Origin of the sequence: Bacillus sp. FSL W8-0640 (genome assembly GCF_038007725.1) — a bacterium.
Taxonomy (GTDB): Bacteria; Bacillota; Bacilli; order Bacillales; family Bacillaceae_G; genus Bacillus_A; species Bacillus_A cereus.
In genome coordinates this window covers 3,604,384-3,618,266 of sequence record NZ_JBBOXT010000001.1, presented here as the reverse complement: position 1 = coordinate 3,618,266, position 13,883 = coordinate 3,604,384, and the positions used below count along the sequence as shown (strand labels likewise).

Here is a 13,883-nt window from a genome sequence, read left to right as displayed (position 1 = left end):
GAAAAAAAACTGAAACTTTTCTCATAAAAATTCAATCTAACTTGAAAAATGAAAGGAAAATGAAATTTTCCAAAAGATATTCTTTGTTAAGATAAAAAGCATACATACAAAAAGCATTGACATATCTTAAAAATGTATTTTCAAGATATAGTGGGGGAAAAGATGAGATTAGAAAAACAATTAATAAAAAAGGTGTATTATGAAACATTCCTAATGGAGAATGAAACAAAGTCAATTCTTGACGTACTTGGACAAGCTTATGTAAACGAAGAACGAAATGAGATTTCTGATGGGTCTTATATTCGTTTTGCACAAGGTGAATTTTATTATCGTCATCAAGATTTTGAAGCAGCTATTTTTAAATGGGAGAAGGTTAGTAATGAATTAGCACCATGGGCACAAAAAAATATTGCGGATGCTTATTTCGAACTTAATCAATTACCATATGCTGAAAATATTTATACTTCCATTACTACTGATAATAAAATATTGATGACCGAAATTAGATTACAACTACTTTCTCTTTACATTGAGCAAAATAATTTTGATTCAGCTTTCGGTGTTATTAAAGAAGCAGTTTCTTTAAATCCTGATTATCCGAACGTCACAAAAATTGCCCGTTCCTTTTATGAGGAACAGCAAGATTTTGATAGTGCAGTAGAGCTTGCTGTGAATGAGTTAATTCGAATAGAGTCGTATCCGTGGTTTGAGGTGTTAAAAGGATATATCGATAAAGGGTTTACTAAACATATTTCACCAGACTATTTTTATGATGCATTAGCTACATTAAATAATGTAGATCAAGTACAATTTACACAAATGGTTTCATCACTTTGGAACAGTTATAAAGATGAACCAAATTATTTATTATGGCTTAATACAATAAATGAATTTTTCTTACATATTGAAATACATTCGTCCGATATATGGAACAAAGTTTCTGCTCTTTACGAAGAAACGTACTTTACATTAATTCAAGGTCAATATACGCTTAGACAATTAGACGATATCATACCAAATCTGTTAGCAAACTGGTTAAAGGTAGTCAATCCATCTTATGCTGTATTTCCATCTGCAGCTGTATTGGCATGGGATGAGATTTTCCCTTCCAAAATAGATTCAGCAAATATAGAACATGCGGAAAACTTACTGTCACATTCTATTAATCATGTAAATGGCTTAGAGTACAGCTTACACCTTTTTGAATCTATTACACAGTGGGCACAAAAGCAGAATATAGAAATAGGTCACCGATTTAAATGGTTAGTTGACGAGCTCGCAGATTTAAGAACAAATCGTATTTTAGTAACGGGAACTTCAGGGAACGGAAAAACTACATTTATTAACTCTATATTAGGAGAAAATATATTAGAAAAATCAATTTCAAATGTAGTAGTTTTAAAAAATGATGCTCATATAGAAATAAACGCTATAACAGACTCAGCAATTACAACAACGGAAGATATCACTGATTACCATAATATGATGTCTCAGCACCATCAAACATATAGAGATAGAGCGTGTGTTGAATTTAAATTACCATGCAGATTTTTAAATGAAAATAAACTTACATTTGTAGTGACACCTGGCTTTAATAGAAATAACGACACTAGAGATGAGATATTCGAATATTTAAATTCTGTAGACGAATTACTGTTCGTATTGAATGCGGATTCACCTTTTACTGATAAAGAACGTGACATTCTATTAAGTATTCAAGAACATACGCCAAATTTACAAATTCATTTCTTATTAAATAAAATCGATAACATTTACAGTGAAGCAGAAGTGAAAAGGGTATTACATGATACGGCAACGAGAATAAATACATATTTTCCGTATGCGAGAATTTTCCCTTATTCCTCGTTATATACAAGTAGTCAACAATTAAATGGTTTAATCGAGTTTATTCATTTTAACTTTAATCATAAAAATATCGATGCAGAACGTACTGAAAAGTTATTATTTTTCATTCGAAAAACAATTACATATCTTTTGGAGAAACGTGTTGAGAAAGAAAATAACCTGGTGGATGCTATTAATTGGAATGAAGATATGCTAGTGAAACTAAACGGTAGCATTAATAACCTTACTGCATTTGAAAGGGAAAAAATTCATTTCATTACACAATCATATCGTTCAATGAAGACTGAAATTACAAATGATCTTACCGAAAATATTCCGAAGATATTAAAGAGCTGTTCTAATTTAATTAGTGAAGAAAGTGATTTCGGGCACATGGATACGGAACTAAATAAAGCAATGAATGAAAGAGTGCATAAATATTTAGAACAAACTGTATTACCTAATCTTGCTCTTTCTATGCAAAATTGGATTGCAACTTCTAATAATGAGCTTCTTCAAAGTCAAACGTATTTAGAAGAACTTAGTGAAGGGCTTAATTCACTATTTGGAGAAAATAAAATACAGTTAGAATGTGACTTTAAAGTGCTTGATGACTGGCGCAGAGATACTGACAGGATGACGACTAGAATACAAATGGATGAAGTAAATATTTTACGTCGATTTACGCCAGCACAATTTTTACTAAAAAGTGCCGGTAAATTATTTGGAGTTCTTCCTAAAAATAAATCTATGCTATATAACAAATATAAACAGTATGTAGAAAATGAAGATTATACTGAAGTAACGGCTTCTATTATGAAGAAATTTTTCTTGCAATTTGAGCTGTTTGAAAACACACAAGAGAGGGATATTCATATATTCTTTAGGAATCCATTTAACTCCTTAAAGCAAGCTGTAGAAAATACGCAATTAGAAATACAAGAAAAACAAGAGATGTTACATAAAATGAAATCAAATCCTGAAGTTTATCATGATTCTATCATGCTCTTTGAATTGAGATTGCGTCAATGTGAAGTAATTTTAAATATAGGTGATGATAATACCTATACAGATGTAGCTTTAGAAACAAGTGTAGAATAAAAGTAAAAGGGAGCAACTGTAATAAGTTGCTCCTTTTTCATATAGATTATTTTTCTGTTTCTTTAATTTTAGTTTGTACTTCGCCAGTTTTAATTTTATTGCTTTCTGAGAAACGTAATAAATCGCCTTCAATAATTTTGTCAGACATTCGTAATTCATTTTGTGCACGTTTAATGAGGGCTTGAGCTTCTTTTTTTGGTAAATCTACAATTTCACCTGTTATACGGTCGTAGAAAGTGTTGTTTTTGTATGCATACTTATCTGTAACGAAGCTACCATCACGTAAAACAACAAAGCCAGTATATTCATCTGAAAACATATCATGGCCAAAACGGATATCATTCGTAGAATCAACACCTAATAAATTTAGAATCGTAGGTTTCATATCGATTTGTCCCGTAGGCTTTGAAATAGTTTGACCTTCTGTTTGTCCAGGAATATGAATATATAAAGGTGTACGTTGTAAATTTAAAGTATCAAATTCTGTTATTTGATCTTTTTCTAAAAACTGTGCCATTGCACGATTATGTTTTTCGGAAATTCCATAATGATCACCGTATAACACAATAATAGAATTATCGTAAAGCCCCTCGGCCTTTAGACGTTCAATAAATTTTTTAATGGATTCGTCTAAGTAACGTGCTGTTACGATGTAACGATCAAATACGCCATTACCAGAGTTGTATGGTTCAATGAATTTTGTATCTTCATCATACGTAAATGGATAATGGTTTGTTAAAGTAAGGAAACGAGCATAGAATGGTTGATTAACAGTTTTTAATATATCTACTGATTGATCAAAGTATTCGATATCTTTTAATCCCCAATTTAAATTTGTTTCTGGTGTAATTTTGTAATCAAGCTCATTATAGTAACGATCATAACCAAGAGCAGAGTACATGATATTACGATTCCAAAATGTTGCGTTATTCGCATGGAATACAGAAGTGAAATAACCTTGCTGACGTAAAATTTCTGGAGTTGCAGTATAATCATTGTTACCGTGTGTGAAGAATACAGCTCCTCGATTTAATGGATACAACGACGTATCGATTAGAAATTCTGAATCGGATGTTTTCCCTTGACCAGTTTGATGGAAAAAGTTATCAAAGTAATAACTTTCATTTATGAATTCATTTAGGAATGGTGTAACTTCTTGCCCGTTCACTGATGCGCCTATTAAGAAGGTCTGCAAGGATTCAAGAGTGACGACAATTACGTTTTTTCCTTTCGCTGCACCAAACATATTAGGGTTTGGCTCGCTTTGATTTGCTTTTACGTAGTTTTCAGTTTCTTGTAATTTACTACTATCAGCAAGTGCTTTTTGTGACCCAGCTTTTACTTGCAGTGTTAAGTCATATACTTGGTGAGTATATAAGCCTAAATTTTTGACAAGCATGACTCGGTCGAATGATCTTGTTAATAATTCAGGGCGCTCTTTTTCTGCAAGATGTAGATTCGCAAAGAATACACCAATCGTTAAAAGAAAGTATAACAAGCGCGTAGAATGAGTTACACGTTCTGTTTTAAAGACCAATGATTTCTTTTTTAATAAAATAAAGAAGAAAACAATGTCTACGAATGCGAGTATAATTTTGTAGTTTAATATTTCTATAATACTGCCGCCTAATTGGCCAAAGTTTGAGGTTTGTCCAAGTACTGGTAATGTAACGAAATCACTATAAAAATCATAGAACATTACATTTCCAACAAGCACGATTGTTAATAAGAAATTAATACAGAGCGCTATATAATTTCGCTTTTCACCAGTTGCAAATAATGCTAATCCAACAAATGCTAATGATGCGGCTAGAGGGCTAATAAACAAAATGAGCTCTTGCGTTGAAGACTCGATTTTTAAATCAAAACTGAATCGCGTAATAAGATATGTTTTTAACCATACTGCTAAAGCCATTATTATAACAAAACTTATATTTTGCATTTGTAAATTTATTTTGTTCTTCATTTTTACACCTTCTTTATATAATTTATTTAACTAAAGTTATATATTATGTTTTTATAACTATTAGACTGTAATGAACCATTTAGACTTTGTTTTCTAAAGGGAATAATTTGAAGTATTCATATATATACAATGGGGATTTTTAAAGCGTAGTAGCATAAATATAACTCTTTTTTGAGAAACAGGCAGAAAAAGTCATAGTTGTAGTGAAATTGACTTATAGACATCCTACCATATTAAACACTATGATGATGTTACAAAATATCGAACAAATAAAAGTGAAAATGGATAGAGACTTTTAAAACTGTTGACATTCAATTTATTAGAATTGAATGCCAATCGTTTTAAATATAAAGTTATATTACATATGTATTTTGTAAAATCCCGATTTTTTGTCGGTTAATCATTAGCAGGGAAGGATAGGGGTCTTATTAATATACTTTTACTATATGTAAGTAAAGTGTTTTGAAATTGGAAATATTTGACTGATATTTTAATGATAGAAATTAAATGTCAGATAAGTACTTTCCAACATACAGACCACTTGCAGCTGCTTGAGATAATGAATGCGTAACGCCTGAACAATCTCCAATTAAAAATAGCCCATGTATACTAGTTTCAAAATGATTATTAATTTTTATCGTAGGAGCATAGAACTTTCCATCAATTCCATATAGTAAAGTATGTTGATCGATAGGCTCCTGTATAAATTGTTCTAAGCGTAATAAAAATTCTTTTAGCCCTTCAATATATGATTGAGGAATTTCTTGATTCAAATCTCCATAATCCCCCTGTAGTGTAGGCTGTATACGATTATGCTCCATGCTGTTTTCCACCGTAGGTTGTTTCTTTAGTAAGTCCTCTAAGCGCTGTATAACAATCCGATCTCGTCCTTGGTTAATGCTTTCAATAATTGAACTTGCGTATGCATTTGCTTCTTTGAGAGTTGGAAAATAGCGAGGAATAAATAAAGTGAAATTTAAGTTAGAAGTGCCAGTTCCTTGTTCCCGAAAATTTTGACCGTCAGGCATAACTAAACCTTCTTCGTACTTTCGAATGATGCGGCCTTGTGGATTCATACAGTAAGTAGTTGCTGTGAAATGCTCACCTTGATAAGAAAGTTTTGTTTCAAAAGTATCTTTTAATATAGAACGTAATTGATGTTCTTTCATTTCTACTCTAATTCCTAAATCTACACGTGTTTGCTCCTGAGAAATATTTAGGGAACTGCATATTTCTTTTAACCAATCGGCCCCAGAGCGCCCAGTTGCAAATACAAGTTGCTTAGTTTGAACTGTTCCTTGATTTGTCTCTATTGTAAAATGATCTTCCTGTTTCAGAATATGTTGTACATCTATATGAAATTGGATCTTTATTTTCGTCAGTAAAAATTCATAGAGCTGCTGAAAAATGTTACTGGAAAGTGTAGTACCAAGATGTCTTACTTCTGTTGTTAGCATTTGTAAACCACACGCTTCAGCTCTCTTAGTGAGACTTGAATTTTCAGTAGAATATTTTGAAACCGAACTTCCACCAAACTGACATAGAATTTCATCTACTTCAGCCATGAGTTGTATAAAACCCTCTTTACCGACTTTTTTCTCAAGTTCTCCGCCAAATCCGTTTGTATAATTAAATTTCCCTTCAGATTTTCCTAAACCACCAAACCCGAAATATTTATCACATGTAGTACAATTACACACTTTTCCTTCGTCTAAAGGACAATGGCGATCTTCTAGCGCTTTACCTTTATCAAGAATTAAAACTTTTTTGTTACTTTTAGCTAGTGAATAAGCCATAAAAATGCTACTTACTCCAGCGCCGATAATTGTAACATCATACATATTCTTCCACCTGCTAACGAATAGTTTGTTTTTTATTTTTCTAGTGTATAACAATTTTATGAAGTTAAGAAATAGCTTTTATTAATAAAGTGGGAGTTTTTGAACTTGATGCTTTATTAATTTCTACGAGTGGCGGAGTAAATACAAAAATTTTTATTTGAAAGAAGAAATAGTTTAAAAAATAACTATGTCATATGATTAATAACATCTTACATAGAAAAAAAACAGACCTTTTAAGTGAAGAGGTCTGTTAATGATTTTAAATCTTATTTAGCAAACACATGATTACCAATTACTGCTACTGTCTGACGTGTCGTAATCCACTTGTCTGTTGATGTTTTTGGATTGTAGAAATAAAGCCAGTCAGAATGTACTCCATTTGTGGAGATAGCCTCTTCTACAGCCATTTTTGCTTCTGCGCTTGCAGGCTGATTAATTCTTCCATCTGTAACAGGAGTAAATGCATATCCGTATTTAATAGGTTCATAAATAACGCCTGTTATTGTATTTGGAAAACCTTTTGCATTTACACGATTTAGTATAACTTTCGCTACTGCTACTTTTCCTTTATAGGATTCGCCACCTGCTTCAGCGGTAACTAAGCGTGCCATTAAGTCTTTTTCTTTTTGTGAAATACTTGAGTTGATTTTTAAATGTTGTCCTGTATAAAGCTTGTTTCCGACTGTATTGTTAATTTGTTTTATAGATTGGACAGTGACATTGTAACGCCTTGCTATCGTTTCTAATGAATCTCCCGGTTGTACTTGATAAATAATTTGTCCAGAAATGTTCGCAGGCTTGGCGTTTTGAGGAACAGTGATTTCATTTGATTTCACGGACCCTGGAATATGTAACTGTTCGCCAATAAAGGTTTGATCGTTTCCTTTATTATTAGCCTGTTTAATGGATTGTATTGAAACTCCGTATTGTTTACTAATGCCCCAAAGTGTATCGTTCTTTTTTACTGTATGAATGGTAGAAGCTTCAGCTGTGCTTTGACTACATACGAATGTAATTGCAGCTGCAGATAAAGGGATTATATGTTTTAGTTTTAGTAATTTCATTGTAAATCCTCCTAAGAAAAAATTAAGGTGAAACTATTAAGTAATGTAGTTTGAAATGTATATATGCGTAATATATTAATGTAAGTATATTAGCACATATAAAATAAATAATCACTATAAGTTTCATATTCGTGTAGTGTAGAGTCCGAATATGAAATATTGCATATGAAAATACATTGAAGTTCATATTTCTGATTACTATAATCTATTTAGTAGAAAGGGAATACGTTATAGAAACGAAATCATTATAGATTAATATAATGATTAATTATTAATAGGAGGATTAATGCAATGGAAATATTTCAAAAAATGTGTGCGTCAACTGTAATCATTACAACACTTTTAGGAACAGGGGGTACTATCAATAGTGTACATGCTGATTCTATAGAACAGCAGATTAAATCAGGGATAGAACAAGAAACAGATAAGCAAATCATTGTAAAATTTAAAGCGGATTTGGATTTGCCATATGAAGATGGTATTGAAAAACAAATACAATCTCAAACGAATGATAAAGTAATAAAAGATCTTTTGACAGAATATCCAGATGTAACATTTACTCGTTTATTCACATCTGTAAGCCCGGAACAAATACAAAACCTTGAAGTGAAAGCACCTAATCATGTATCTACAAGTTTATTAAACTACTATATTCTTCAAAATCAAAATAGTGGGTATGAAGAAGAAATAGTAGATAAGTTAAAGGCATCTTCTTTAATAGAAGATGCGTATATGAAGAAACAAGAGAAAATAATGCCACCTGAAGTGCAATCATCAAGTGTAGCTCTTAATCCTAGTAACAATCCTAGATTTAAAAAACAAGGTTATCTTGAAGCGGCCCCATACGGTATTAATGCGCCTTTCGCCTGGGGAATTCAAGGCGGTAATGGAAATGGTATCACTTTTGTTGATATGGAATACGGATGGTTATTAAATCATGAGGATTTATTACATCAAAAAATTGAGTTAATGTCTGGAAGAAATATAGATCAGCATGTCGGTCATGGGACGTCTGTACTAGGAATTGTATCCTCTGAGGACAATGAAGTTGGGAATATTGGGATTGCGCCAAAAGCGAAAGCAAAGGTTATCTCTCAAATAAGAGATAATGGACAGTATAATACGGCTGATGCAATATTAAGCGCTGTAAATCAGTTAGAAGCTGGGGATGTTTTATTGTTAGAGGCACAAGCATCTTTCGATGGATATGGTGATAAATATTTACCTGTTGAAGTACAACCAGATATCTTTGATGCAATTCGTGCTGGTACAGATAAAGGGATTGTAATTATAGAGGCCGGAGCAAATGGGTGGAATGATTTAGACCAGTTCAAAGATAGAAAAGGTAAGCAAGTCTTAAATCGTAATAGTAAAGATTTTAAAGATTCGGGTGCAATTATGGTAGGAGCTGGCTCTTCATCTTTCCCTCATGAACGTATGTGGTTTTCGAATTATGGAAGCCGTATTGATGTGTACGGATGGGGAGAAAATGTAGATACAACTACAGCCGAGCAAAGTAGAAGTGCTGTAAATCTTTATACTTCAAGCTTTAGCGGAACATCTAGTGCTTCGCCAATTATTGCTGGGGCAGCGACTTTAGTACAAAGCATTGCTAAAGAAAATTTAGGACAACCATATAGACCAAGTGAACTAAGAGCAATATTAAGTAACCAGAGCACAGGAACAAAATCTAAAGATCCATATGCAGATAAAATTGGTGTTTTACCAGATTTGAAGTCTATACTAGCAAACTTAGGCTATGAACAAAGAAAACCAAACGGTGGGAATGAATTACAAGTAACAGAAAATGAACCAAATAATGAGCCTAGACAGGCAAATAAAGTTAACTTTCATACACCGGTGAAAGGAACGCTACATAATAGTGATAGAGTAGATGTATTTACTTTCCAAATTGATTCGCCGGAAAATATTAATATTTCTCTACTAAATGAACAAAATATTGGAATGACATGGGTACTTCATCATGAATCAGATTTAAATAACTATGTAGCATATGGTGAAAATGAAGGCAATGTAGTTAAAGGAACTTATAATGCAAAGCCAGGTAAATATTATTTATACGTCTATAAATATGAGAATAAAAATGGTTCATACGTATTGAACATAAAATAAGTAAAAGGAACTTCAGATGAAGTTCCTTTAAATTTTTCTAATTTAGTATATGTGAATGATTTTTTAACTTTACTTCTATGCAATATTTCATATTGATGAAATGTTATTTATTTTTTCTGAGCTAGCTTATATTATATTCAATAAGTTTGATATAAAAACAGAAAGAGAGAGGGATAATAATGAGCAATAAGAAGTTAATTTTGAAATTATTCATATGTAGTACAATATTTATCACATTTGTATTTGCTTTACATGATAAGAGAGTAGTTGCAGCTAGCTCTGTTAATGAGCTTGAAAATTTGTCAAAATGGATGCAACCTATACCTGATAATATCCCGTTAGCACGAATTTCAATTCCAGGAACACACGATAGTGGGACGTTCAAGTTGCAAAATCCGATTAAGCAAGTATGGGGAATGACGCAAGAATATGATTTTCGCTATCAAATGGACCATGGAGCTCGCATTTTTGATATAAGAGGACGTTTAACAGATGATAATACGATAGTTCTTCATCATGGGCCATTATATCTTTACGTAACACTGCATGAATTCATAAATGAAGCGAAACAATTTTTAAAAGATAACCCGAGTGAAACAATTATTATGTCTTTAAAAAAAGAGTATGAGGATATGAAAGGGGCAGAAGATTCATTTAGTAGCACGTTTGAAAAAAAATATTTTGTTGATCCTATTTTTTTAAAAACAGAAGGAAATATAAAGCTTGGAGATGCTCGTGGGAAAATTGTACTACTAAAAAGATATAGTGGTAGTAATGAACCTGGAGGATATAATAATTTTTATTGGCCAGATAATGAGACGTTTACCACAACTGTAAACCAAAATGCAAATGTAACAGTACAAGATAAATATAAAGTGAGCTATGATGAGAAAGTAAAATCTATTAAAGATACGATGGATGAAACGATGAACAATAGCGAGGATTTAAATCATCTATATATTAATTTTACAAGCTTGTCTTCTGGTGGTACAGCATGGAATAGTCCATATTACTATGCCTCTTATATAAATCCTGAAATTGCAAACTATATAAAACAAAAGAATCCTTTGAGAGTGGGCTGGGTAATTCAAGACTACATAAATGAAAAGTGGTCACCATTATTGTATCAAGAAGTTATAAGAGCGAATAAGTCATTAATAAAAGAATAAAGATGATGAGAGTAAGAAGCGATAAAATATATCGCTTCTTTTTCTTTTCCAATAACCAACAATATAAATTGTACTTTTATAATAGAAAAAAATAAAAACATAAGATATAATCATACATATAAAATTTGTACCTATAAATTTTATATGTATGATTGAATTTGATTTGTTGTAATGAAATGGAGGTATATACTATGAAGTTTCCACATGATTTTTTATTCGGAGCTGCTTCAGCTTCTTATCAAGTAGAAGGTGCATGGAATGAAGATGGAAAAGGTGTTACGAATTGGGACGAGTTTTCAAAAATTCCTGGCAAAACATACAATGGAACAAATGGTGATGTAGCTGTTGATCATTATCATCGATATAAGGAAGATGTTCGCTTAATGGCTGAGATGGGATTAGAATCGTATCGTTTTTCTATTTCTTGGGCGAGAATATTGCCGACTGGAGATGGAAAGGTAAATGAAAAAGGGATTGAATTTTATAACAACTTAATTGATGAATGTTTAAAATACGGGATTGTGCCGTTTGTCACTTTATATCATTGGGATTTACCATTACCGTTAGAAAAAGATGGTGGATGGACGAATAAAAGAACAGCAGAGGCTTTCGTAAAATATGCAGAAACTTGTTTTAAGGCATTTGGTGACAGAGTTAAGCATTGGATTACTTTTAATGAGACCGTAATGTTTTGTGGATTAGGTTATTTAAAAGGTGCACATCCACCAGGAATACAAAATGATGTTCCAAAGTATTTTCAAGCTACTCATTATGTATTTTATGCACACGCGAAAACAGTTGCGGTGTACAAGCAGCTGAAACAATATGGTGAAATTGGGATTACACATGTTTTCTTACCAGCTTATAGTGTGGATGATCAAAAAGAAAATATACAAGCAGCAAATCATGCGAATGAATATGAAACGTATTGGTATTATGATCCAATTTTAAAAGGCGAGTATCCGTCTTATGTTGTACAACAATTAAAGGAAAAAGGATGGACTCCTAATTGGACGGTTGAAGAATTAGAAATCATTAAACAAAATGCAGAAGAAAATGATTTTATTGGCTTGAATTATTATCAACCAATACGAGTAGAAAGATATGATATGGATATAAAGAGTGAGGAACATTCTCGAGAAAACTCAACGCTTGCTCCAGGTAACTCTTCTTTTGATGGTTTTTATCGAACAGTTAAAATGGATGATAAAACATATACAAAATGGGGATGGGAAATATCTCCCGAAGGTTTCTTAGAGGGATTGCATATGTTGAAAGCGCGTTACGGTGACATAAAGATGTATGTAACGGAAAATGGACTTGGTGATGAAGATCCGATCATTGACGGAGAAATTGTAGATGTTCCGAGAATTAAATTTATTGAAGCGCATTTAAAAGTAATGAAGCGTGCAATTGAAGAGGGAATTAACTTAAAAGGTTATTATGCATGGTCAGTGATTGATCTTTTAAGTTGGTTAAATGGATATAAAAAGCAATATGGCTTTATTTTTGTCGATCATAATGATAACTTAAAACGTAAGAAGAAACTTTCGTTTCATTGGTATAAACGTGTGATCGAAACGAGAGGGGAAGAGTTATAACAGATAAAAGAGTATTTTAGGAGAAAGTGTATGAGTGCAAAGTATAAACAAATTGCAGATGTGTTAGAGCAAAACATTCGAGATGGGCTTTTTAATGAAACGAAAAAACTACCTACAGAAGAAGCGTTGATGAATCGATTTGAAGTAAGCCGTAATACGATACGTAAAGTAATTAGTCAGCTTGTGAATAGAGGTTATATTTTTCAAGTGCAAGGTAGTGGCATGTTTTTACGCGAAACTTCTGTAACAGATTACATTAATTTAGGAAGTTTACGTGGATTAACGAAAAATCTTGTTTCACAAAATATTGAAACGAAAGTGTTAGAGCTTGAAGTAATAGATGCGGACGAAGAGATAGCAAAGCAGATGCAATGCGAAGCTGGAACTAGGTTGTATTTTTTGAAGCGCTTAAGAATTGTAGATGCTAAACCATTCTCTATTGAAGTAAGTTATTTCAAAAAGGATATTATTCCATATTTGAACGAAGAAATAGCATTAAGCTCTGTATACAGTTATTTCATTGAAGATTTACGATTAAATATTGGTTTTGCTGATAAAGTTATTAGTTGTGAAAAAGTAAATAAAGAAAATGCACAGCTTTTAGAATTAAATGAAGGTGATCCGGCGCTTCTTATTGAAAATACAGTGTATCTTGTAAATGGAACAATTTTTGAGTTATCTCAGTCGATGTTTCATTATGAAAAGGCGAAACTTTTAAATCGAATTAATTTTAGATGAAAAATTATTGTGTGAAAAAAGCAACTGGTCCTAAGTGATCAGTTGCTTTTTATTTTTTAAGTGGATGAGCAAAAAAACACGAAAGTGGTTGGTCCGCTTTTTGCAAACATCTATTATGATAAGAGAAGAAAGGTAGTATGTTATCAACGTTTTAAAGAGGAAGGTTTTTATGTAAGTTCTTTAATTAAAATAGATGGGTCTTAGAGAGGTGAAAAGACAATGAGTTTTGCAATTTCACTAGTCGTTATTATTGTAATTGTATCGCTATTTGGGACTGTACTAGTTGCAAGAAACGTGGAGGAGAATTACGGTAAGTCTACAAAAAGAAATGTGAAAAACTTATCTGCAATCTATATTCTTCTTCTTTTTGTTCTACTAGTTGGGGTAACATGGTATGCGGTAATGATTTAATAGTTTGTAAAAGA

9 protein-coding genes are annotated in these 13,883 nt (G+C 32.1%); 6 read left to right on the top strand and 3 right to left on the bottom strand.

Annotation, left to right across the window (positions count from 1 at the left end):
- Positions 1–162 precede the first annotated feature (162 nt).
- Positions 163–2,946, top strand: a complete 2,784-nt coding sequence (locus N2V80_RS18560; RefSeq protein WP_061654843.1) for a dynamin family protein — start codon at positions 163–165, stop codon at positions 2,944–2,946.
- Positions 2,947–2,992: 46 nt separating this feature from the next.
- On the opposite strand, the gene N2V80_RS18555 is transcribed toward N2V80_RS18560, so the two are convergent.
- From N2V80_RS18555 to N2V80_RS18545, 3 genes are all read right to left on the bottom strand, one after another.
- Positions 2,993–4,912, bottom strand: coding sequence for an LTA synthase family protein (locus N2V80_RS18555; protein ID WP_000791028.1), 1,920 nt, complete (start codon positions 4,910–4,912; stop codon positions 2,993–2,995).
- A 503-nt stretch (positions 4,913–5,415) separates the two neighbouring features.
- On the bottom strand, positions 5,416–6,753 hold the full coding sequence (locus N2V80_RS18550) for an NAD(P)/FAD-dependent oxidoreductase (RefSeq protein WP_061654844.1): 1,338 nt from the start codon (positions 6,751–6,753) through the stop codon (positions 5,416–5,418).
- A 266-nt stretch (positions 6,754–7,019) separates the two neighbouring features.
- Positions 7,020–7,817, bottom strand: a complete 798-nt coding sequence (locus tag N2V80_RS18545; RefSeq protein ID WP_000771174.1) for a cell wall hydrolase — start codon at positions 7,815–7,817, stop codon at positions 7,020–7,022.
- A 291-nt stretch (positions 7,818–8,108) separates the two neighbouring features.
- Here N2V80_RS18545 and N2V80_RS18540 point away from each other — a divergent pair, with 291 nt between their 5' ends.
- The 5 genes from N2V80_RS18540 to N2V80_RS18520 all read left to right on the top strand — a co-directional run bounded on the left by N2V80_RS18540 (position 8,109) and on the right by N2V80_RS18520 (position 13,869).
- Positions 8,109–9,950, top strand: a complete 1,842-nt coding sequence (locus N2V80_RS18540; RefSeq protein WP_000402321.1) for a S8 family peptidase — start codon at positions 8,109–8,111, stop codon at positions 9,948–9,950.
- A 179-nt stretch (positions 9,951–10,129) separates the two neighbouring features.
- The gene (gene plcA, locus N2V80_RS18535; protein WP_000066292.1) at positions 10,130–11,119 is read left to right on the top strand and encodes a phosphatidylinositol diacylglycerol-lyase; all 990 of its coding nucleotides are present in this window, start codon (positions 10,130–10,132) and stop codon (positions 11,117–11,119) included.
- 191 nt (positions 11,120–11,310) lie between these two features.
- Positions 11,311–12,720 (top strand): glycoside hydrolase family 1 protein, encoded by a 1,410-nt coding sequence (locus N2V80_RS18530; protein ID WP_000671630.1) that lies wholly within the window; start codon positions 11,311–11,313, stop codon positions 12,718–12,720.
- Between the two features lie 30 nt (positions 12,721–12,750).
- Positions 12,751–13,458, top strand: coding sequence for a GntR family transcriptional regulator (locus N2V80_RS18525; RefSeq protein ID WP_061654845.1), 708 nt, complete (start codon positions 12,751–12,753; stop codon positions 13,456–13,458).
- 219 nt (positions 13,459–13,677) lie between these two features.
- Positions 13,678–13,869 carry a hypothetical protein gene (locus tag N2V80_RS18520; protein ID WP_000006459.1) on the top strand — a complete coding sequence of 64 codons (192 nt, stop codon included), beginning with the start codon at positions 13,678–13,680 and terminating at the stop codon, positions 13,867–13,869.
- Positions 13,870–13,883 lie beyond the last annotated feature (14 nt).

Bases quoted from the DNA above. Each gene is read 5' to 3' on its own strand.
- N2V80_RS18555 (WP_000791028.1), bottom strand. From the start codon at position 4,912: ATGAAGAACAAAATAAATTTACAAATGCAAAATATAAGTTTTGTTATA.
- N2V80_RS18525 (WP_061654845.1), top strand. From the start codon at position 12,751: ATGAGTGCAAAGTATAAACAAATTGCAGATGTGTTAGAGCAAAACATT.
- N2V80_RS18520 (WP_000006459.1), top strand. From the start codon at position 13,678: ATGAGTTTTGCAATTTCACTAGTCGTTATTATTGTAATTGTATCGCTA.
- N2V80_RS18540 (WP_000402321.1), top strand. From the start codon at position 8,109: ATGGAAATATTTCAAAAAATGTGTGCGTCAACTGTAATCATTACAACA.
- plcA (WP_000066292.1), top strand. From the start codon at position 10,130: ATGAGCAATAAGAAGTTAATTTTGAAATTATTCATATGTAGTACAATA.
- N2V80_RS18560 (WP_061654843.1), top strand. From the start codon at position 163: ATGAGATTAGAAAAACAATTAATAAAAAAGGTGTATTATGAAACATTC.
- N2V80_RS18530 (WP_000671630.1), top strand. From the start codon at position 11,311: ATGAAGTTTCCACATGATTTTTTATTCGGAGCTGCTTCAGCTTCTTAT.
- N2V80_RS18545 (WP_000771174.1), bottom strand. From the start codon at position 7,817: ATGAAATTACTAAAACTAAAACATATAATCCCTTTATCTGCAGCTGCA.
- N2V80_RS18550 (WP_061654844.1), bottom strand. From the start codon at position 6,753: ATGTATGATGTTACAATTATCGGCGCTGGAGTAAGTAGCATTTTTATG.